The organism is Novosphingobium sp. YAF33, assembly GCF_052113265.1.
In the GTDB taxonomy this organism is placed as follows: domain Bacteria; phylum Pseudomonadota; class Alphaproteobacteria; order Sphingomonadales; family Sphingomonadaceae; genus Novosphingobium.
In genome coordinates this window covers 412,732-433,696 of the sequence record NZ_JBFRCW010000004.1, presented here as the reverse complement: position 1 = coordinate 433,696, position 20,965 = coordinate 412,732, and the positions used below count along the sequence as shown (strand labels likewise).

19 protein-coding genes and 1 tRNA gene are annotated in these 20,965 nt (G+C 62.8%); 7 read left to right on the top strand and 13 right to left on the bottom strand.

Translation table 11 applies throughout. The features are described 5' to 3' along the window. Positions 1-498: 498 nt before the first annotated feature. Positions 499-1,272 (bottom strand): methyltransferase domain-containing protein, encoded by a 774-nt coding sequence (locus AB4Z00_RS11225; protein ID WP_442045969.1) that lies wholly within the window; start codon positions 1,270-1,272, stop codon positions 499-501. 365 nt (positions 1,273-1,637) lie between these two features. Between AB4Z00_RS11225 and AB4Z00_RS11220 the strand changes: the two genes are divergently transcribed. After that, entirely contained in the window at positions 1,638-2,192 is a 555-nt protein-coding gene (locus tag AB4Z00_RS11220) for a hypothetical protein (RefSeq protein WP_442045968.1), read from the top strand. Positions 2,193-2,324: 132 nt separating this feature from the next. Here AB4Z00_RS11220 and AB4Z00_RS11215 read toward each other — a convergent pair whose 3' ends face one another. Further along, positions 2,325-2,981, bottom strand: coding sequence for a FadR/GntR family transcriptional regulator (locus AB4Z00_RS11215; protein ID WP_442045967.1), 657 nt, complete (start codon positions 2,979-2,981; stop codon positions 2,325-2,327). Positions 2,982-3,220: 239 nt separating this feature from the next. Continuing rightward, positions 3,221-4,264 (bottom strand): family 43 glycosylhydrolase, encoded by a 1,044-nt coding sequence (locus AB4Z00_RS11210; protein ID WP_442045966.1) that lies wholly within the window; start codon positions 4,262-4,264, stop codon positions 3,221-3,223. A gap of 350 nt (positions 4,265-4,614) precedes the next feature. On the opposite strand from AB4Z00_RS11210, the gene AB4Z00_RS11205 reads away from it, so the two are divergent. Beyond that, the gene (locus tag AB4Z00_RS11205) at positions 4,615-5,250 is read left to right on the top strand and encodes a 2-dehydro-3-deoxy-6-phosphogalactonate aldolase (RefSeq protein ID WP_442045965.1); all 636 of its coding nucleotides are present in this window, start codon (positions 4,615-4,617) and stop codon (positions 5,248-5,250) included. Then, the gene (locus AB4Z00_RS11200) at positions 5,247-6,272 is read left to right on the top strand and encodes a glycoside hydrolase family 43 protein (protein ID WP_442045964.1); all 1,026 of its coding nucleotides are present in this window, start codon (positions 5,247-5,249) and stop codon (positions 6,270-6,272) included. Before AB4Z00_RS11205 ends, AB4Z00_RS11200 begins: the two co-directional genes overlap by 4 nt. Before the next feature lie 47 nt (positions 6,273-6,319). On the opposite strand, the gene AB4Z00_RS11195 is transcribed toward AB4Z00_RS11200, so the two are convergent. From AB4Z00_RS11195 to AB4Z00_RS11185, 3 genes are read right to left on the bottom strand one after another with little or no spacing between them, the layout of a single operon-like run. Next, positions 6,320-7,510, bottom strand: a complete 1,191-nt coding sequence (locus AB4Z00_RS11195; RefSeq protein WP_442045963.1) for an SGNH/GDSL hydrolase family protein — start codon at positions 7,508-7,510, stop codon at positions 6,320-6,322. A gap of 37 nt (positions 7,511-7,547) precedes the next feature. Further along, the gene (locus AB4Z00_RS11190) at positions 7,548-8,702 is read right to left on the bottom strand and encodes a glycoside hydrolase 5 family protein (RefSeq protein WP_442045962.1); all 1,155 of its coding nucleotides are present in this window, start codon (positions 8,700-8,702) and stop codon (positions 7,548-7,550) included. A 14-nt stretch (positions 8,703-8,716) separates the two neighbouring features. Next, positions 8,717-9,856 carry an aldose epimerase family protein gene (locus AB4Z00_RS11185; protein ID WP_442045961.1) on the bottom strand — a complete coding sequence of 380 codons (1,140 nt, stop codon included), beginning with the start codon at positions 9,854-9,856 and terminating at the stop codon, positions 8,717-8,719. Positions 9,857-10,192: 336 nt separating this feature from the next. On the opposite strand from AB4Z00_RS11185, the gene AB4Z00_RS11180 reads away from it, so the two are divergent. Then, entirely contained in the window at positions 10,193-12,910 is a 2,718-nt protein-coding gene (locus AB4Z00_RS11180; RefSeq protein ID WP_442045960.1) for a TonB-dependent receptor, read from the top strand. Positions 12,911-13,621: 711 nt separating this feature from the next. Here the strand turns inward: AB4Z00_RS11180 and AB4Z00_RS11175 are convergent. Then, a tRNA-Ser gene (locus tag AB4Z00_RS11175) sits at positions 13,622-13,713 on the bottom strand. 257 nt (positions 13,714-13,970) lie between these two features. Here AB4Z00_RS11175 and AB4Z00_RS11170 point away from each other — a divergent pair. The 3 genes from AB4Z00_RS11170 to AB4Z00_RS11160 all read left to right on the top strand — a co-directional run bounded on the left by AB4Z00_RS11170 (position 13,971) and on the right by AB4Z00_RS11160 (position 16,721). Next, positions 13,971-14,801 (top strand): EipA family protein, encoded by an 831-nt coding sequence (locus AB4Z00_RS11170; protein ID WP_442045959.1) that lies wholly within the window; start codon positions 13,971-13,973, stop codon positions 14,799-14,801. 207 nt (positions 14,802-15,008) lie between these two features. Continuing rightward, on the top strand, positions 15,009-16,187 hold the full coding sequence (locus AB4Z00_RS11165; protein WP_134095471.1) for an amino acid aminotransferase: 1,179 nt from the start codon (positions 15,009-15,011) through the stop codon (positions 16,185-16,187). After that, on the top strand, positions 16,188-16,721 hold the full coding sequence (locus AB4Z00_RS11160; RefSeq protein WP_442045958.1) for a GNAT family N-acetyltransferase: 534 nt from the start codon (positions 16,188-16,190) through the stop codon (positions 16,719-16,721). A gap of 62 nt (positions 16,722-16,783) precedes the next feature. On the opposite strand, the gene AB4Z00_RS11155 is transcribed toward AB4Z00_RS11160, so the two are convergent. From AB4Z00_RS11155 to AB4Z00_RS11130, 6 genes are read right to left on the bottom strand one after another with little or no spacing between them, the layout of a single operon-like run. Continuing rightward, a complete protein-coding gene (locus AB4Z00_RS11155) occupies positions 16,784-17,401 on the bottom strand; it encodes a riboflavin synthase (RefSeq protein WP_134095473.1) in 618 nt (205 codons plus the stop codon). A gap of 2 nt (positions 17,402-17,403) precedes the next feature. Then, positions 17,404-18,417 (bottom strand): bifunctional diaminohydroxyphosphoribosylaminopyrimidine deaminase/5-amino-6-(5-phosphoribosylamino)uracil reductase RibD, encoded by a 1,014-nt coding sequence (ribD, locus tag AB4Z00_RS11150; RefSeq protein WP_442045982.1) that lies wholly within the window; start codon positions 18,415-18,417, stop codon positions 17,404-17,406. A gap of 17 nt (positions 18,418-18,434) precedes the next feature. Beyond that, complete coding sequence (locus AB4Z00_RS11145) at positions 18,435-18,932, bottom strand: hypothetical protein (protein WP_442045957.1); 498 nt, start codon at positions 18,930-18,932, stop codon at positions 18,435-18,437. Between the two features lie 33 nt (positions 18,933-18,965). Continuing rightward, complete coding sequence (locus tag AB4Z00_RS11140; RefSeq protein WP_442045956.1) at positions 18,966-19,691, bottom strand: M48 family metallopeptidase; 726 nt, start codon at positions 19,689-19,691, stop codon at positions 18,966-18,968. A gap of 3 nt (positions 19,692-19,694) precedes the next feature. Continuing rightward, positions 19,695-20,201: a YcgN family cysteine cluster protein gene (locus AB4Z00_RS11135; RefSeq protein WP_165921382.1), complete on the bottom strand. Its 507-nt coding sequence runs from the start codon at positions 20,199-20,201 to the stop codon at positions 19,695-19,697. After that, the gene (locus AB4Z00_RS11130; RefSeq protein WP_442045955.1) at positions 20,189-20,788 is read right to left on the bottom strand and encodes an SCO family protein; all 600 of its coding nucleotides are present in this window, start codon (positions 20,786-20,788) and stop codon (positions 20,189-20,191) included. Before AB4Z00_RS11130 ends, AB4Z00_RS11135 begins: the two co-directional genes overlap by 13 nt. Positions 20,789-20,965 lie beyond the last annotated feature (177 nt).

Below are 20,965 nucleotides of genomic sequence, written 5' to 3'. Positions count from 1 at the left end.
AAACCAACCCCTGAAATCAGGCCAACGCCCGGGGAAGTGGCCCTCGGGCTACGCCCTCACGCCACTTCCCCGGGCGGCCGCCACACTGGCCTGGTTTTACTCCGCCCCGTGGCCGACTTTTGCGCCGCCGTTGACAGCGACGCTGTGATTTTTGACACTGGGTCTAGTCTGATGCCGCTAAGCGTTGATCTGTCTACCTGGAAAAAGCTAACGGGTCTGACGGCCGTTGCGCAAGCACCAACTGCCATCAATGGGACTGCGTGGGGTAAGTCAGTGACGCTATCTGGCGCTCCAGCCGCAGCATCGATGATGTTGGGGAAACTGGATCTAGGACGGCCGATAGTATTCACAGACGGTAGCCAGCCCTCACCGTATGCCAGTTGGGGCTTCCGAGCAGACGGGACGCTGGGTAACGCCTCGCTTTGGGATGGTATGGTCATTCTCGACCTGACGGCAAAAGTCCGCTTTGGTTTTGTCCGCTGAGTTTTTTCTCCGCCCTCAGCTGAACCGACCCGAGACTAGAAAAGCAAGATCCCAGAAAATTGTGCCCTTGGCAGTCCGGCGCTCATCATCAACTCGCTGTGCGAGTGAATCCAGATCAAACTCGTCTTCGCTGGTTAGGCCTTGTTCGATCATGCGTGGCAGCATGGCCCGCGCTAGTGTCGGCAGAAAGGATTCCTCCCATGGCTGGATTAGCACGCCCTCGCTCCGCGCATGATCGATCGCGAATCCGGCGGCGCGCATCAGGTCGGCCAAACGATACCCGAGAGTGGTGTCGCCGCCCTCGGCCGTGACTGTATCCCACACCATACGGTAGCACTGCCGGTGTACTGGGAGATCGTTTGCGCCTGCCGGCAGATCAGCGCGCGAATGTTCTTGGAACGCCAGGATCGTGCCTGCTTTTGCTAGTCGTGCAAGCTGCGTCAGCGTTGCAGCGGCATCGGGGAGGTACATCAGCACCCGCCGGCCAACGATGGCGTCGAATTGGCCTAGATCGGGTAACTCGCTGCTTAGATCGGCAATCTGATAGCGGACCTGAGCGCTTTTCGAAGTGGGCTGAACGGCGCGCGCCAAGGCTAGGGCTTCTTTGCTGCTATCGATGCCAATGACTTCGCCTTCCAAGCCTACGAGCGAGGCCATTACACGGCTGAGGTCACCGTTGCCGCAACCCACATCCAGCACGCGCATCCCTGCTTCGATACCGATGTGGGGGAAAAAACGACCGCTGGGGGCATTGGCGGGATTAGCTGGGGCAAGTTTTTGATGAGACATTATCACATCATATGGCGCAACATGCTGGAGAACAAGACATCAGTCGGTACTGGACTTCTTCGCGATCGGTTCGGATAAATGCCTTGATGAGAGCTAAGGTCAATGCAAATTGTCACTATTGCGATCTCCTCTCCCGGAATTGGACGGGCAGTTTTCCGCGCGTTCAGAAACATTGAGCGGCGTGAGGGCGGATACCAGCAGTCAACCGACCGTCTTTCAAATATTTAACTCTAAATCGGTCTCGATATTTAATCCAATCAATTGGATTACAGATTTAAGGCGAATATCAATAATATGACATGCAATTAAGTCATGGATCGTTCAGAATATCCGTATGAGATTTTGGAGGTTCCTGGGTGCGTTTGATGACGATACTCGCGTTGCTTTTATGCAGCGCACCTGCTGTCGGCGCGCCCGGTGAGCAGGCGTTGGGAACGGGGCCGTCGAGTAGCGCCGAGATGACCGTTATTTTTGAGTCGGACCAGGCGTCCCCAAAAGACCCTGAAATCGATTGGGTTAAAGTCCATGAGGACGACCAAAAAAGGCGGCTTCAAACCCAAGCTTTGCTAGATGATGGCAAATTGAGCAGCGGTGAGGATTTCTATCATGCCGCATTCGTCTTTCAGCATGGCGATCTACCCGAAGATTGTTTGAAAGCTCACGCACTTGCAGTCATAGCGGCAGCGCGCGGCAAATCCGAGGCTGCATGGATCGCGGCTGCGACACTTGATCGCTACCTTGTGCGTATCGGGCAACCCCAAATTTACGGCACCCAGTATCAACGGCACGATGGGGAACAGTGGACTCAGGAACCCTATCGCAGCGATTTGCTTTCGGATGCGCTTCGTGAGGCCAGTGGAGTACCGTCGATCCACCAACAACGGGTAAAGCTTAAAGAGATGGCAAGTAAATCGCGATGAACGTTCGAGCGAACCGGCGCTACTGGCGATGTTTCGTCTATAGCGAGGAAGGCTCCTGACTAGACGCTGCGCGCCATCTGCACCGCACTCCAATCATCCAGCCATCGAAGGGCGACCGACGACGAGCGCGGATCATTCCGGAGCGGGATGACGCTTCTCGATCAGGCCGAGCACGTCGCCTATGATCGTACGCATGGCGATACGCGCCGCGTGGGAGTCTCGTGCAATGATGGCGTCGAGCACTTTTGCGTGCTCGTCGACATCGGCGGTGCGGCCTTTGATCCGGTTGGTGAAACGGATTGAAGTGCGCAAAGCCGTGCTGACGATGTCTCGAAGCTGGATATAAAACGGGTTCTTCGAGGCACGCAGGATCGCCACATGGAAAGCGATGTCGGCTTCCAGAGGGTCGTCCAGCCCGTTCTCCGCAGCGCGCATCCGCAGAAGACCCGCCCTGATCCGCGCAATGTCTTCCTCTCCCGCGACTTTCGCCGCCAGAGCGGCACCCTCAGGCTCTACTGCGACACGCAACTCATTGAACTGGCGAAGCAATTCGACCGAAAGCTGGCGTTCGAGCATCCAGCGCAGGACATCGGTATCGAACAGGTTCCAGGACGAGGTCGGCTGCACGATGGTACCTTGGCGCGGGCGGGCACTGACCAGTCCCTTGGCGGTCAACATCTTGACCGCCTCGCGCGTTACCGAGCGACTGACGCCGTGCTGCTTGGCGAGCTCGGCTTCGGTGGGGAAAACCTTGTTATCGAATTGCCCGGTAACGATGGCACGGCCCATGCTGTCGAGCAGGCCATATGTCAGATTGCGGCCGAGCTGAGCGACGGGCTCATCGACGATGAGGGGGGAGGAGCCTGTCACTAAGCCGTCCTTGTGTTGTCATCCCGCTCGCACGGTTCGATCCTGTCGCCCGCCCAACCTACTGGACATCGCGGGCGACGCAAGAACCTTTAATATGATAAGTCCGTTCATATGATAGCCGTGAAGTGGATGTGATAGCGCCTATTGCCAGTCGCGATTTACTTGTCGTTGGGGAAAGCCTTCACAAGCCTATCATACTGTATCTTGGTGATTTCTATCATTGAACCATGGCGCAAGCCGGCGGGCATCTCGTAACGGTTCCATTCAGGAACGCCCGAGTTGCCTGAAACCTGGAACCACGGGCCCGTAAGACGCGGTGCCTTGGACAGGCCGTAGCTGGTTCCCGCGTACTGCTCATAATACATCAGCCAGTCCTCGCCGCCCGGCGCGCGGATGACCGTGGGCGCTTCGCGGAAGTTGGGACTGATAGAGGGGCCGGGCAGCGGGTAAGGGCCCAACAGGTCCTTGGCGCAGGAGACGCGCACGGTCTTGCCGGTCGTCCAGTTATAGCTGGGGTATCGTTCGTCCTTGATCACCGCGCAGTAGCCGCTGCCATCGGCTTCGGGCTGGATGAAGGTGTCGATAGTCGCCATGTCCCAGTCGAACAGGCGTTTGGGCGCCTTGTCGAAGGATTTGAGGTCGCTCGAAAGCGCGTAGAGGGTCCGCTGGCTCGCCCAATAGCGCTCCGGATCCTCGGGCACGCCGGGAACGGTGGCGGTGTGCCAGGTCAGCAGGAATTTGCCCGAGGGCTTGTCGAAGAAGAGCTTGGGCGCGCCGATCCGCTGCAGGGCATGCGGCAGGCCGGGAACGTGCAGCACATCCGGCTTGTAGGTGCCATATGGCTTCCAGGCGACGAGATCGTCGGACACCCAGAAGCGGATGTAGGGATCCTCGTCACTCTTGTTGCCGACGAGGTAATAACGCCCGTCCGCCCCGCGCGCGATCGAGGGATGGCCGTGATAGTCTTCGGATACCGGCCTGCCGCTGTTGATCTGGGTCCAGTGAAGTCCGTCCCTGCTGACGGTGTAGTACAGTACGCCGTAGCGCTCCTTGGTCATGTGGGCGAAGAGGTAGGCCTTGTCGGGATCGACATAAGGCGTCTCTGGCGCCCCCGGAACGACCTCCGTTCGCGCCGGTTTGGCGGGCGATTGGGCCGTGGCGGTCGTCTGTGCTGCCATGCCCATGATCGCTGCGATGGCCATGCCTGCGGCTTTGCGCGAATTGCCCCGTGCCAATTTTCGTCTCCCGATGTGTTCTGTGCTTGAGCGTCAAAAAGCAGTGCCAGCGCGCCATTGTCAAGATTCATCTTATAAATACGGTTTTAGACGTTATTCAGGGTCGGGCCGGGTCGGCGGCCTGATTCGAGAGGTTTCGGATCGGCAGCCGGACAGGCCCGGAAAAATGGCCCGGAACGGCAGGGAGACGAGATGGGGCAGGCAGCTGCCAATAGCGGGGATGAGGCAAACGCGCCTTTCATTACCGTGGATTGGGGCACGACCAATCGCCGGGCCTCCTTCGTTGCCGGCATCAGGCGCATCAGGAACCATATGTCATGATTGATTTCGCTTCCGCTCTGGCCGGCCTGCCGCTGGTCGCCATCCTGCGCGGTATCGCCCCCGATGAGGTGGAGGCTGCCGGAGACGTTCTTGTCGAGGCAGGGTTCACATTGATCGAGGTGCCTTTGAATTCGCCCGAACCGCTCGTCAGTATCGAGCGCCTCGTCAAACGGGTCGGTGACCGCGCGGTCGTCGGGGCGGGTACGGTCCTGACGACCGCACAAGTGGCACAAGTCGAGGACGCGGGCGGCGCCATGATCGTCTCGCCCAACACCGACCTTGCCGTGATTTCGGAAACCGCCCGGCGCGGTATGGTCTCGCTCCCGGGCTATTTCACGCCCACCGAGGCTTTCGCCGCCCTGGCGGCAGGCGCCACCGGCCTCAAGCTGTTCCCTGCAGAGGCCGCGACGCCCTCGGTCGTCAAGGCGCAGCGGGCCGTGCTGCCCAAAGATGTTCCGCTCTTCGCGGTCGGCGGCATTACGCCCGATAACATGGAGCCTTGGCGGGCGGCCGGAGCCGACGGTTTCGGCCTGGGCTCGTCGCTCTACAGGGCTGGCGCCACCACCCAGGAAATAGCTGCCAATGCCCGCGCCTTCGCGGCGGCCTGGGCCAAGATGGAGACACCCGCATGATCCGATCCCTCGCCCCCGCCGCGCTCGCAGTGCTGGCCCTTGGTGCTTGCGCACCCACCGGCACCACGCCGGCGGCCATCAGCGCGACTCTCACCAATCCATTGCTCGCGAGCGGTCCCGACCCCTGGATCGTTCACCAGGGTTCGACCTTCTATTTCATGGGCACCAAGGGAGACCGCCTGGCCATCCGCCAGACCGACGACCTTTCGAAGCTGGCCGAAGCGCCCGAGCATGTCATATGGACGCCGCCCGCCAGCGGCCCGAACGCGATCTCGATCTGGGCGCCGGAACTGCACCGCATCGACGGCAAGTGGTACGTCTATTACACCGCTGCCGCTGCAGGGCATGACGACGATGCACATCGCGGCATCTTCGTGCTGGAAAATGCCAGCGCCGATCCGCTCAAGGGCGAATGGGTAGACCGGGGCCGCATCGTCACCGGCATGACCGGTATCGACGGCACCGTTTTCGAGACCGGCGGCAAGCGCTATTTCATCTACTCCGCCTACGATGGTCCCGACAGCGTCCTTGCCATCGCACCGATGAAGAACCCCTGGACGCTCGGTCCGGGTGAGACGGTCATCGCGAAGCCCGACCTCGACTTCGAACGCCAGGGCGGGCGCCAGATCCTGGAAGGGCCGGAGTTTCTGGCCGGCCCCAAGGGCGATCTGTTCCTGGCCTATTCGGCCAGCGCCTGCTGGTCGGACGACTATGCCCTCGGTCTCCTCCATGCCGCGCCAGGCAGCGATCCGCTGAAGGCCGAGAGCTGGGTCAAGTCGCCGAAGCCGGTGCTTGCCAAGGCGCCGCAGAACAACGTCTACGCCACGGGGCACAATGGCTTCTTCACCACCGATGGCGGGAAGCAGACCTGGATCGTCTACCACGCCAATACCGGCCCGGACCAGAAATGCACCGCTGCCCGCTCGCCGCGCGTGCAGCGCATGGAATGGACCAAGGACGGCATGCCGATCTTCCCGGTGCCGTCCCGCGCTGGTGACAAGGTCCCCGCTCCGCAGCCCTGAACGGAACGAACTGCCCCCTCTTCCCGCAAGGGAGGGGGCGGGCAGCGTTACCTGACCGAAGTCAGCATTCGCAGATCGACGGCATCGCCCATCGCGCGCAAGCCCGCGTCGTTGGGATGGAGATGGTCGCCGGGATCGAATTCCGGCCGCAGATCCGAAGGCATGGCCGGATTTCGAACGGCGGCGTCGAAATCGACGATGCCGTCGAAAATATTGCCGCTGCGGATCGCCGAATTTACGGCAAGGCGGGTCTTTTCCTTCATGGGTGACATGTAGCCGGCGTGCAGGGCCGGCGTCATGGTTCCGCCGATCACTTTGATGCCCAGCGCATGGGCGCGGGCGACGAACTGGCGATAGCCATGGATCAGCTCTTCCGGTTTGACGGCGTCGGCACCTTCGTTGCCGCCGGCGCCAATGTCATTGATGCCTTCGAGGAAGATGACATGCGTGACGTTCGGCACGCTCGCCACGTCGCGCCAGAAGCGGTCCAGCGCGGATGCGCCTCGGCCTTCGCGCAGGACGCGGTTGCCGCTGATCCCCATGTTGACCACGCTGCAGCGGCGGCTTGACGGGAGCGCGGCCATGCGTTCGGCAAGGCGTCCCGGCCAGCCGCGCGTCTGGGCGGAGAGGCTGTCGAAGCCGTCGGTGATGGAATCACCGAAAGCGACCACCGTGCAAGGCGCCTGCACCGTGCGGACCGATACCAGCGAAAGCCAGGAGCGGGCCTGTATCGGCTGGAACACGGAAGCAGAAGAGGCCGGAGAGAACGCCATCTCGATACCGAGATTGGTCCGCGGCGCGCGCGTTGGCGTGGAGAACGTGACGCTTACGATCACGTCCTGGCCATTTGCTAGCGGGATCGTCAGCGGATCGCTCATCAGCGCCTGGCCCTTCGGTAGAGCAGCGCCGGGCTTTCCGGAGAAGGTGAGGGCATGAATGGTCTGCGGCGCGATTTCGGTGCCGTGGTTTGCAAGCGGGCTGGCGATGGTGGCCGCAGTCAGGGCCAGCGGGGCATCGCCCTCGGCATTGCTGAAAGTTGCCTGGACCGCGCTGCCCCCCTGCGTCAGGCGGACACGGTAGCGATAGGTCCCCGGAGGCAGCAATTCCTCGGTGGGACCGGCATCGGCCGAGGCATAGCCCCAGGCTCCCACCCATGTCGGAGCGCCGGAAGCGGCATGGACCGGCCCGCTCGAAAGAGCGAGACCGAAGGCGGCGGCAAGCACTGAGGTGATACGCATGCCGCTTCCTTCCGGGCCGGTCCTGAAATGTCCAGAACTACTTCGTCTTCTTCGCAGTGGGCACGACGCCCTTGGGGGCTGCGGAAAGGCTGCGGATCAGGTCTACTTCGGCCTGGCGGTAGGGGGTGCCGTCCGTGCGGAACACTTCATGGAACCAGATCGTGGGTTCGTCCTGGGTATATGGCTTCTTCCAGGAATCCCAGGGCAGGCGGGTCTGGGTCTTGCCGTCGACGAAGCCCCAGTTGATCATCGCCACGTTCTCGCGCTTGCCGATTGGCAGCGAGCCGTCGAACGTGGAACCGTTGCCGCGCGCCATGTACTCGGTGCAGAGGATCGGGCGTCCGTAGACCTTGAGCTGGTCGACGCGTTCCTGGAACTTCTCAGGCCAGTTGTAGTCGTGGAACGAGATCACGTCCGATTGGGTCAGCTGGAGCTGTTCCATCGGGGTGAGGGCGCCGGGGGTCTTCCAGTCGTCATGCTGCCAAACGCCCGAGGTTAGCGGCTGCGAGGGATCCGCCTCGCGTGCCCAGCCGTAAACCTTGGTGAGCAGGGCGAGCACCATCGGCTGCTTGCCTTCCTGACCCTTGTACTGGTCGGCACCGTTGTCGGGCTCGTTCCACAGGTCCCAGCCGAGAACGCGATCGTCCTTGCCGAAAGCGCCGATCACGCCTTGCACATAAGTCTTCAGGCGGCCTTCCTGGGAGGGATCGCGCATCGCGGGGAGACCCGGACCCTGGACCCAACCGGAGTTGTGGACGCCCGGGATAGGCGGATGCTGCGGACCCAGCACGGGGTTCGGATCCCAGCAGCTGTCGAACAGCACGAAAAGGGGCTTGATCTTGTGCTTCGCTGCGATGGTCAGGAATTCATCGATGCGCTTCTTGAAACCCTCGGGGTCCTGCTGCCAGAGCTGGTCGTGCAGGAATACGCGCATGGTGTTCATGCCGATGCCCTGGGCGAGACCCAGTTCGTAATCGATCCGCTGGGGGTCCCAGGTTGCTGTCTGCCACATCTCGAGCTGATTGATCGAAGTGGCAGGCGCGAAGTTCGAGCCGACCAGCCACGGCTGCTTGCCATACCATGCCTTTGCCTCTGCGGGCGTCCACTGAGGGCGGGCTTCGGCGGATGTGAAAGGCGCCTGGACGATCAGGGCGGCGGCAGTTGCGAGCAGGGAGGTTGCGAGTGCTTTCACGTTGGGATCCTCTGTTATTCTGCAGTGACGAAGAACTTGTAGGTCATGACGTTCCGATAGGTCTGGCCTGGAGCGAGGCGGACCGAGGGGAACTGCGGCTGGTTGGGGCTGTCCGGGAAAAGCTGCGGTTCGAACACCAGGGCATCGCCCTCTCGGTAGATCTGGGCGGACTTGCCGGTAAGGGTACCATCCATGAAGTTGCCTGAGTAGAATTGCAGGCCTGGCTGGTTCGACCACAGTTCGAAGCCGCGACCCGAGGTGGGCTCCACCACGCGCGCCATCAGGTGTTCGTCCTTGGTAACGCCCTGGCCGACGACCCAGTTGTGGTCGTAGCCGCGTCCGTAGACCATCTGCTTGTCATCACCGCTGCGCACCCGCGCGCCCACCGCGGTGGGTTTACGGAAATCGAAAACGGTACCTTCGACCGCACGGTGCTCGCCGAGCGGAATCGAGGTTTCGTCCGTCGGCGTGAACCGGTCGGCGGGAATGGTGAGCAGGTGATCCATCGCGGTCCGGCCCGGTCCGGCAAGGTTCCAGTAGGCGTGGTTCGAAATGTTGACCACGGTCGGCTTGTCGGTGGTGGCGGTGTAAGTGATCCTCAGCCTGTTCTGTTCGTCCAGGCTGTAAGTCGCATCAGTGGTCAGCGTGCCGGGGTAGCCCATGTCGCCATCGGGGCTGGTGTAGCGCATGGTGACGCTGGCTTCGGTCCCGTTCTTCACCGCGCGCACGGCCCAGACGACTTTGTCGAACCCCTTGGTGCCTCCGTGGAGCGAGTTGACGCCATTGTTGACCGGTACAGTATAAGCGTTGCCGTCGAGTGTGAACCTGCCTCTGGCAATGCGGTTGGCGACGCGCCCAACGGTGGCACCGAAGAATTCGGGTGCCTTGATATAGCCATCGAGGCTGTCGTAGCCAACCGCGACATCCACGGCTTTGCCGCTGCGATCGGGAAGCATGACTGACTGGATCGACGCGCCCAGCGTCATTACGCGGACCGCCATGCCCTTGCCGTTCGTGAGCGTCACTGCCTCGACGGTTCGCCCGTCCGGCAGTTTCCCGAAGTTCTCCCGCTTGGCCTCGGCTGCCAGCGCGGGGGTGATGGCCGTGGCGGCGACGGTCGCCAGCAGCGCGGCGTTCGCGATAACCTTCAGCATGCTCTCTCCTTATTGTGTCTGTCGCCGGTGATCCTGCCCGACCCGCCGCGATCAGCCGACAGGTGTATTGGCGCGCCGGGAAGGCGCGTTGCGAAGCCAAGCAAACTGGCTGCTCTGTCGATCGATGAAACGCCGGCCTCCCTCAACTTCGCTCGTTTCCGTCCATGCCGATTTTTGCGGCAAACCTCGCGGGAGCGTTGTTTGAGCGGCTACCACCGGCCATTTTGCGTGGCAACTTATTTATCAGACAAATATGCCTTGTCGGACAAGAAACAGAAATGTATGAGCCCAGGCAAGGCCCGTCAAAGGGGCCGATTGTTCCTGGAGGGAGGTCCCATGAATCGCATTGCTCATTCGCTCGTCCTGTCGTCTTCGGCCCTGGCCTTGGCGATCTGGTCGCCAGTCTATGCACAGGAAGTCCAGGATGCTGCCGCCGCCGACGTCGCTGGCAACGAGATCGTCGTAACGGGCCAGCGCGCCAGCCTTGAGGCCGCCCGCAACATCAAGAAGAATTCCGATCTCGTCGTCGATTCGATCGTGGCAGAGGACATCGGCAAGCTTCCCGACACGTCGGTCGCTTCTGCGCTTCAGCGCGTCGCCGGCGTCCAGGTGGTCAATGGCTTCAACAATGAAATCCAGAGCCCGATTGTGCGCGGTCTGGGCGATATCCTGACGACACTGGACGGCCGTGAAATCTTCACCGGCGTTGGCCGTGGCTTCTCGTTCCAGGATCTTCCGGCCGAGGCGATCGGCGGTATCGACGTCTACAAGTCGAACTCGGCCAACCTTATCGAGGGCGGCGTCGCCGGCGTTATCGATATGAAGCTCCAGAAGCCCTTCAACTTCGACAAGGGCCTCACCATTGCCGCGAACGGCCGCGTCTACAATGGCCGCGTCTCCGACGAGACCAGCTACACGGCCGGCCTGCTCGTCTCCAACACCTGGGATGTGGGCGACGGCCGTCTGGGCGCGCTGATCGACGTCTCTTACGCGCGCAACAATTTCAGCCGCCCGGTTTCCTTCAACTGCGACCCGCGCTCGACCAACCACGGTCCTGCCGGCGCACCTGACCTTGTCCTGCCAACCTGCGTGGGCGGTACCACCGACACCGGCCACAATACGCGCCCGCAGGTCAATGCAGCGCTGCAGTGGGAAGTGACCCCCGAGCTGGAACTCTACCTCGACGGCCTGTACACCGGATATCGCTCGACTTTCGCGACCAATTTCATCTTCGCCGATCTGTTCGCGGGGAACAGCATCACCAACGCCACCGCAAGCAGCGACTGCTTCACCGCTCCCGTCGACAATGCGGGATTCCTCGGCGGCAACAATGTCGAGAACTTGTGCATCGGTCAGTCGGCGACCTTCAACGGCGTCGATGCACTCACCAGCACTCAGGCCAAGAAGCAAAGCACCGACCAATATGTGCTGGGCGGCGGGGCCAAGTGGAACACCGACACGATCCATGTCGTGTTCGACGCCAGCTACATTCAGTCGAAGAACGCGAACCGCGCGATCATCGTCGACGTGGCCAAGCGCAACCAGTCGGTGGACATCCTGGTCAACGACAACGGTCACGGCACGACCCAGATGGTAGGCGATCCGCTGTCCACCCCGGACGGCTTCGTCTTCGCCAACACGCTTTTCCAGGACCTCAACAAGTCCAACAGCCGCCAGTATGCCTTCAAGCTGGACTCCGCGTTCGACGTTGACAGCAGCTTCCTGCGCCAGGTCCAGGTCGGTGCACGCTACAGCGATCGCCAGGGCACGTTCCGGGCCGTGGCAGGCGGTCCTTCGTTCCCCGGACCGAACCGCGGCACGCTGGTCGATTCGGTTGGCCTGCCTTCGGACTTCATGGTGCGCTCGCCCGATTCCATCCCCTACATCAATGGCGGATCGCACTGGTATACGCCCAACGCGGACTACCTGCTCAACAACACCGATGACCTGCGGGCGCTTTACGGCGCGCCCGCCGGCGATCCGGACTGGGATCCGACCCGTAACTACGATGCGGCGGAGAAGACCTTCGCGGCATATATGCAGGGCAAGTACCAGCTCGATATCGGCGATGTCTCGATGATCGACGGCCTTGTCGGCCTGCGCGTAGTACGGACCAACCGCACGATCGACGGCACCTCGCGCGTGATCGGCGGGGCAACGGACGGCAGCGACCTGTTCGTACCCGTCAACCGCGACACCTCGGACGTCTACGTCCTGCCCAACGCCAGCATCCGCTTCAAGGCGAACGACCAACTTCAGTTCCGCGGTACTTATGCCAAGACGATGTCGCGGCCGACGTTCGGCGACCTCAACCCCGGCCTGTCGCTGGCAGCGCCGGGCGGCAACCCGAACGTCATCCTGGCAGGTTCCGGCGGCAATCCCGATCTCAAGGCGCAGCAGTCCCACAACTTCGACGTGACTGCGGAATACTACTTCGGCCGTTCCAGCTACGTCTCGTTGGCGGGCTACTACCGCAAGCTCAAGGATCGCGTGGCACCGGACACCACGATCCAGGTGATCGACGGACAGACCTACCAGATCACCCAGCCGCGCAACCTTGGTTCGTCGAACCTCAAGGGCATCGAGGCGGCCGGCCAGTTCTTCCTCGATTTCCTGCCCGAAGGCTTCGACGGCTTCGGTCTCATGGGTACCTTCACTTATGCGGACAGCAAGGTGACGACCAAGGGCGATCTTCTGGAAGGCCAGCAGCTGCTCGGCGTTTCAAAGTACAGCTACACCGCGGGCGCGCTTTACGAGAAGTACGGCATCACCGCGCGCGTGGTCTACACCTGGCGCTCGGGCTACAACGAGACGGCATTCGGAGCGGGTACGCTGACCGGCTCGACAGACTCGGTGCAGTTCAACAAGGTAAAGTCCAACGGCCGTCTCGACTTCTCGATCGGCTATGACGTGACACCGAATATCACCGTCACGTTCGACGGCGTCAATGTGAACGGCGGCAAGTATTACAGCTACTTCGATACGCCAGCCTTCCCGCACGACATCCGTATCGACGACAAGTTCTACGGTGCAAGCATTCGTTTGAAGTACTAAGCTCGGACGACCGCCAGGGGATCCTTTCCGAAAGAGCCGAAACAAGGGCGGGGCGCTGTGATGGCGCCCCGCCTTTTCCTTGCGACCACTCTGGTTGTTCCAGTGATGCTCGTGAAGTGGCCCCGCAAATCCCGGTTGGTCGTCAAGCTCGCTGTAGCGGACATAGGCATTGGCTTGCAGGATGGGTTGACCAAACCGCCAGGCACGGCCTTGGATTGTTTACCGCGCCGCTCGCGTGACAATGGGACAGCGCCGGCAGTGGATCGGCCCAGCAAACGGTCGATCCTTGCGAACATTGATCCACGACGTTGCCGTATCGGTCTTCACCTTAGCCCTAACGGACACGTTGATATCGTTGCCATGGAATCGCCCGGCGGCAAGCGCGTGGGCCGCGACGAGCGAGAAGAGTGACATCACGCTAAAGCAGCGGCAACGATCTAATCATCAAACGGTGAGGCGCTGAGATATAGTCCTTCGCCGGCCAAGGCGACTCGGGGCTCCCCGCGACTTTACCAATCTGAACAAGTCACGGCACCCGACGTAACTGCATTCGTCGGCGTCATGAAAATCTACAAATTTCTCTGAAAAATTTCTAGCCCGAGGTCCACGATAGTCCATGAAAAACTCTTCCAAGCGAAGTGTCTATCATGGTCCCTATCGTGGACCCGGGCTGAAACTTAGGCCCACGAAGCGCAGAAAACTGCGCCGCCGTGGCGGAGACGGAGGGATTCGAACCCTCGGTACCCCCTTAAGGGTACGACGGTTTAGCAAACCGCTGGTTTCAGCCACTCACCCACGTCTCCGTAGCGGCCTAGGAGGCGCCGTATAACGAGGGGTGTTAGTGTCGGCAAGAGGGTCTTGTCGTAGTTTTTTACGCCTGTGGAAATGTTTGTCGAGGCATGGGGTTTCGCGGGGATTCGATCTGCCGCAAAACCGAGTCGTCCTGTCGACCGTTCATTGCGGGGTCATGCGCTCTGGATTCTTTAGTGGCATGTCGCAGTGTGCGCTCGGGAGCGTACCTGTCGTATGGAATTCGGGATCGCCATTGGAGGGCCACCAGATGTCATTCACCACGCAAATCGCCGCCAGGGGGGCGACGGTTCGCCTGTCTCGAAGGGTCGGCGGCGCCGTTGCGGCCATGCTGGTCCTGCTCGCTCCGGTAGCGTCCGCCACGGCACAAGTGACCACGGTCGATCCCGATGCGGCGATCGACAGCGATCTCAACGGCGGAAACGCCTCAGGCAACACTTACGCGCCCCCGGCCGAAGCGCCGCCGGTGGACGCGCCTTCGCCTTATCCGGGCAACGGAACGCCGGTCGATTCGTCTGCTAACGGTTCGACCTACCAGCCCGCGCCCAGCCCCTCGCAGACCACGCCTTCGCAGACCACGCCGCCTGCCGACGGATCGACGACTTATCGCCAGGACGACCTGATCGGCGCCGCCGAGGGCGTCTTCGGTAAGGGTGCCAAGGGGCTCGCGGGCGTGATCGAGGACCTGCTCAAGAAGCAGGGCGAGCCGAACGGCTACATCATCGGCCGTGAAGGCGGCGGCGCGATCGCCGTGGGCCTGCGCTATGGTTCGGGAACCCTCTATCACAAGGTGGAGGGCGAGCAGCCGGTCTACTGGACTGGCCCTTCGATCGGCTTCGATGCCGGTGCCAACGCGGGCAACGCCTTCGTGCTGGTCTACAACCTCTATGACACCGAAGACCTCTACCACCGATTCGGTGCGGGCGAGGGGCAGGCCTATCTCGTGGGCGGCTTCAACATCAGCTATCTGCGCCGCGGCAACGTCGTGCTTATTCCAGTCCGCGCCGGTGCGGGCCTGCGTCTCGGGGCCAACATCGGTTACATGAAGTTCACCCACAAACAGAGCTGGATGCCTTTCTAAGGCACGTTCAGCTCCCCGGTTTTGGATCCATGCAGCGTCGGCCCCCGGTCGACGCTGCCTGGCTTTGCATCTTTCGTTCCATTCAAACAAAATTTCGCCCTGACGGGCATCCGGCATCGCCGGGCGCGATAAATTTGCAGTTCTCGGCAATTGTCGGTCGATCCGGCATTGCGCGCTGTCCCTGCTCGGTCTAATGCCCCGCGCGCCATGCTTACGAACCTTCAGCAACAGCCCGCCGATGCGCTTCTCGCGCTCATCAAGCTCCACAACGCGGATCCGCGCGCAGACAAGATCGACCTCGGCGTCGGCGTCTACCGCACGGGCGAGGGGGATACCCCGGTGTTCCGCTCGATCAAGGCGGCCGAGGCGAAACTCGTCGCCGAGCAGGACTCGAAAGCCTATCTCGGTCCTGAGGGCGACATGGGCTTCGTCGAAGCGCTCATGCCCTATGTCTTCGGCAAGGACAGCCCCGACATGGGCGGCCGCATCGAAGGCATGCAGACCCCCGGCGGCACCGGTTCGCTGCGTCTCGCACTCGCGATGGTGAAGCGCGCGGGTTATCAGCGGATCATCGTCGGCACGCCGAGCTGGCCGAACCATGCGCAGATCTGCGCCGACCTCGACCTGGGCGTCGTTGAATTCAACCACGCGCTGCCCTCGGGCCACCCCGACATGGACGCCGTGCGCGCCGCGATCACCGGTGCCCAGGAAGGCGATGCCATCCTGCTGCACGGCTGCTGCCACAACCCCACCGGCATCGACTACACGAACGAGCAGTGGGACGAAATTGCCCAGCTCATCGCTGATGCCAAGATCCTGCCGATCCTCGACCTTGCCTACCAGGGCCTGGGAATGGGCATGGAAGAAGACGCCTATGGCCTGCGCCGGGTGCTCGTGGCCGTGCCGGAAGCCCTGATCTGCTATTCGTGCGACAAGAACTTCGGCCTCTATCGCGACCGCGTCGGCGCTCTCTATGCGATGGTCTCCGATCCGGCCGACCTCGCCAAGGTCATGTCGAACGGCCACAACTTGGCGCGCGCCAACTGGTCGCAGCCGCCAGATCACGGCGGTGCCGCGGTTCGCCTGATCCTTGAGGATGAAGCGCTGACCGCGCAGTGGCTCGCCGAACTCGACGAGATGCGCGACCGCATGCGCCAGGTGCGCGCCAAGCTTGCCGCTTCCGGAACTGCCGGTGCGGTGGACCTGACGCCGATGGGCGGCCAGAACGGCCTGTTCTCGATCGTGCCGCTCAGCAAGGACCAGGTCCTTGAAATGCGCGAGAAGCACGGGATCTACATGGCTGGTTCGGGCCGTATCAACGTGGCGGGCCTGACGATGGGCAACATCGACAAGTTCATCGCCGCAGTGGCGGACGTGACGGCCTGAATGGATCGCCAGCCGGTCCTTGAAGGGGACCGGCTGGTCCTTCGTCCGCTTCGTGCCGACGATTGGGACGCGCTGTTTGCCGTGGCTTCCGATCGCGAGATCTGGGCGGGCCATCCCGCTCACGATCGCTGGCAGGAGCCGGTGTTCCGGCGCTTCTTTGCCGAGGCAATGGCCAGTGGCGGGGCTCTCGCGGTTGTCGACAGGCAAAGCGGGGCGCTGATCGGCTCCAGCCGTTACGGCCAGCCTGATGGCGACGAGATCGAGATCGGTTGGACTTTCCTGGCGCGCGCGTATTGGGGCCGCGGCTGCAATGCCGAGATGAAGCGCCTGATGCTTGCCCACGCGCTGGTCCATTTCGCGCGGGTGACCTTCATGGTCGGCGCAAACAATGAGATCTCACGCAAGGCCATGGGCCATATCGGCGGCGTTCTGACGGATCGCGCTTTCGAACGCGAACTATGCGGCGTGATCGTTCCGCATGTACTTTTCGAGATCACCCGCGACAGCTTTGCCCATGGGCCTTTGGCGGATTGAGAGTTGCTGGCTGGAGGCCTTGAAAGGGTCTCCGAGCGACCCTTCCGCGGCTTCGATTTTCCTCAGTTCCGCAGCGACTGCATCCGCTGCAGGTAGCGGGCAAGCACGTCGATCTCCAGGTTCACGCTGTCTCCTGCCTTGAACGCGCCGATCGTGGTGACTTCGGACGTGTGAGGAATGATGTTGAGCGTGAAATGGCAGCTACCGTCCGCCTGGTCGGTCACGTCGTTCACCGTCAGCGATACGCCGTCGACGGTGATCGATCCCTTGGGGGCGAGATAAGGCGCCAGTTCCTTCGGGGCGGCGATCACGAAGCGCTTCGAATCGCCTTCCGGCGTCACGCTGACGATGGTGCCAACGCCGTCGACATGGCCTGTCACGATGTGCCCGCCCAGTTCGTCACCCAGCTTGAGAGCAGGTTCGAGATTGAGGCTGGTGCCCTGGGTCCAGCGGCCCGGCACGGTGCGGGAAACCGATTCCGCCGAGATGTCCACTGCGAACCAGGCGTCGCCGGCCACGCCGCCCTTGTCCACCACGGTCAGGCACACGCCCGAGCACGAGATCGAAGCGCCCATGGCGATGCCTGCCGGATCGAAGGGGCAAGTGATGACCGCGCGCAAGTCGCCCGTCTGGCGGGCTTCGCGGATCTGGCCGATGGCGGTGACGATTCCGGTGAACATGGCTACCTTTCGAGCGGGTGCTCTGATGAATGTGCGGTTTCGTAGACTTCCAGCGTGTCGCTGCCAAGCCGCCGCCGTTCAGCGAGCCGCCAGCCGCCGTGGGCTTCGGAAAGGCTTGCAAGCCCGAAGTCGGAAAGAGCGGGACGTCCTCCGATGAGGATCGGTGCGCGATAGATCAGCAGTCGATCGACCAGGCCGGCGCGCAGGAAGGCAGTCGCAGCGCCGGCGCCACCCTCGACGAAGAGGTGCTGAATACCCGCCATGCCGGTCACGTCCTCGGGCCTTGCCAGCGCCTTCCAGCCTTCGGGAACGCTGCCGCGTGTCAGCACCCAGCGCTCCGGGCTGCGCGCTTCGAGCCCCGGCAGGCGGACATCGAGGCGAGGGCGGTCGGCGCGCAGCGTTCCGCCGCCAACGAGGATGGCATCGGCCCTGGCCCGCATGGCATGGGTATGGGCACGGGCCTCGGCTCCGGTGATCCACTGGCTCTCGCCGCTGGCAAGGGCGATGGAGCCGTCGAGCGACAGCGCCAGTTTGAGCGTCACTTCGGGACGGCCGAGGCGCTTGGAGATCAGGTAGCCGGAAAGGCTTCGCTGGCAGGCTATTGAAGGCAGATAAATCGCTTCGATTCCGGCTGCGATCAGGCGCGCAAGGCCGGCGCCGGAGGTGCGGGGATCGGGGTCCATGCAGCCGATGACCACGCGGGCCAGTCCGGCGGCGCAGACGAGATCGGCGCAGGCGGGGCCGCGCGCCGACTGGTGGGCGCAAGGCTCCAATGTGACGTAGAGCGTGCCGCCTCGCGCAGCTTTGCCCGCGAGCGCAAGACACATCGCCTCGGCGTGCGGGCGACCGCCGGGCTGGGTCCAGCCACGGGCGACGACCTTGCCGTCCTTCACGAGGATCGCGCCGACGCCGGGGTTTGGCCTGCTGGAAGGCCGTGCGCGCGCGGCAATCGCGGCGGCCGCGGCCAGCCAGCGCGCGTCGTGACCGGCGGCAGTCTTCACACTATCCGCAGTTATCACATTCCCAGCAGTCTTCACTGGGCAGGCTGGGTCGGAACCTGATCGACCTGCGGCAGCGTGCGTCCTTCGGGCAGGCGGGGCATGCCGATACGGTCCATCTCGGCCTTCTTGCGCGCGGCTTCCTCGGCGTCGGCCTCACGCGCGATCTTGTCCACGTCCATCCCGGAGTAGCGACCGATCGTCTTGTAGATCTCGCGAACGTCCTTCTCGCGCCGGGCCTGCTCGGCCGCCCAGGCTTCCTTGCGCTTCTGGTTCTCGATGTTCGAGGCGAGGATCTGTTCCTCGGTGCGATGGGCCGGAAGCACCGAGATATAGACGACCTTGGGCGGCGGATGCGGGCCGCGCCCTTCCTGGGTCGACATGAGATAGAAGACCGAGAACGTGCATGCTGCCGAAACCGCGGCGATGCGCCAGCGGTTGCTGCCCGCCTGCTTCCACACCGCGCGGAAGTCTGCGATCATGCCGACCGGGCTGACGTCTTTCCAGTAACCAGAACGCTTGAACAGTGCCATGCCGGGCTATGTAGTCGCTAAAAGGGCGGAACGCTACCCGAACGGCACATAGAGCGAGCGGCCATTTTCCTTGAGCCACCGATTGGCCGAGGGCACGCTGCCTTCGAAGATTTGTCCCAGAAAATCATGGAATGCGGGCGAATGGTCGAAGTGCACCAGATGCGCCACTTCGTGCGCCACTACCGAGCGGCGCACGGGGTCCGGCGCCATGATGAGCCGCCAGTTGATGCGAATCGATCCATCCGCTGCGCAGCTGCCCCAGCGCCGGCGTGCGCCCGACAGCGCCAGCGCCGGTGTCGCTTGTGCGGCACGGTCGCAGTATTCCGCCAGGTCCTGCGCGAGCACGTCGCGCGCTTCGCCTTCGAGCCAGCGCTTCAGCCGCGCGGCCAGAGAGCCTTCAGGGCCGCCGACCAAGAGCAATCCGTCATCCGGCACGGGGCGGCGCGGCAGGGCGGCATCGTGGCGGATCGTGAAGCGATGGCCCCGAAAGTCGAGAAGGGCGCCGTCGCCCAGCGGCTGCGCCTTGGGCAGGGCCTCGATCTGGATCGCCAGCCAGGACTGCTTGGAGCGGGCGAAGGCAACGGCGTCTTCAGTGCGCGTCCATCGCGGGACGGAAATGCGGATTTCGCTGCCGTCGGGGGCGAGCCGCATGGTCATCCGCCGGGACTGCGCCAACCTGCGGATCACGACGGGAACCTGACGGCCGGCGATTTCGAGCACCGGCTCTTCGCGAGGGTTACGGCGAAGCCAGTCGAGCACGGGCTATTTGCTCTCCCAGGGCGCGGGGCCTTCGGGTTCCAGATATTCCTCAGCGTCCTCATCGTCGCCATAGGGCCAGACGATGTGGTTTTCGAGCGGCCCGGCCACCGTCTCGCTGATGACCTTGCCCGCAACGGAGATCCCCGCCGCATGAACCGCCTCGCGGTCGCCGCAGACGAGATAGTGCCATTCCGGCAGGGGCTCACCGTCCGCGCGCAGGCGATAGGCGCAGCTGGGCGGCAACCAGGCCAAATTGCCCGCCGTCTTGGGCGTCAGCTTCAGGCAGTCGGGCACGAACTTGTGCCGCCGGGGATAGTCGCTGCACTGCGCCGTCTTGAGGTTGAGCAGCTTGCAGGCGACGTTCGTGTGGTAGATTTCCCCGGTATCGGCATCCTCGACCTTGTGCAGGCAGCACTGGCCGCAACCGTCGCAGAGCGCTTCCCACTCCTCGCGGTTGAGCGTGTCGATCGGGCGTTCCCAGAAAGGCTTGGCTGCGTTCACTTCACCCACTTCGCCAGTTCGGCCGAGACGGCTTCCGGTCCCTTGTCCACCGGCAGCATGGCGATCGGCTTGCCGTCTGGGTCCATCAGGAATGCCGTGCGGCTGTGATCCATGAGATAGCCTCCGGGCGTCGATTCGCCTTTCTTGTAATAGACCGCAAAAGCGTCGGCCGCCTGCTTGATCTGCGCGGGGCTGCCGGTGAGGCCATAAAGGCGCGGTCCGAAGGCGGCGGTCCACTGGCCCACGACTTCGGGCGTGTCGCGCGCGGGATCGATGGTCACGAAGATCGGCTGCACTTTGGCGGCCTGCGCGGCATGGGCCTTCTCGTAGAGAGAGAAGCCGCGCATCATCGCCTGGACATCCATCGGGCAGGCATCCGGGCAGAAGGTGTAGCCGAAGTAGACGATCCGCCATTTGCCCTTGAAGCTCTCCCAGGTAACGGTCTTGCCGTCCTTGTCCGTCAGCGTGAAGGGCCCGCCGATCTGCGCGCCTTCCAGCGGCGGCGCCTCGGTGGCGGACTGCTGGCAGGCAGCGAGCGACAGGCCCAGCGAAAGGGCCAGGGCGAGGGGGGCGATACGGCGCAGCAGGTATGTCATGGCGCCGCGCTTCATGCTCTGCTAGAGCCTCTGGCGCAAGGGTGCGATGCCGGAAGGGAAGGCCGGTTTTCAGGGCGCCCTTGTCTGTCTGGAGGTAATGAAGGTGTCGAAGACCATGTCCGGGAACGTGTCCCAGCGCTCGCGTGGAATCCTCAGAGCGCGTCCTGTCAGGGCATT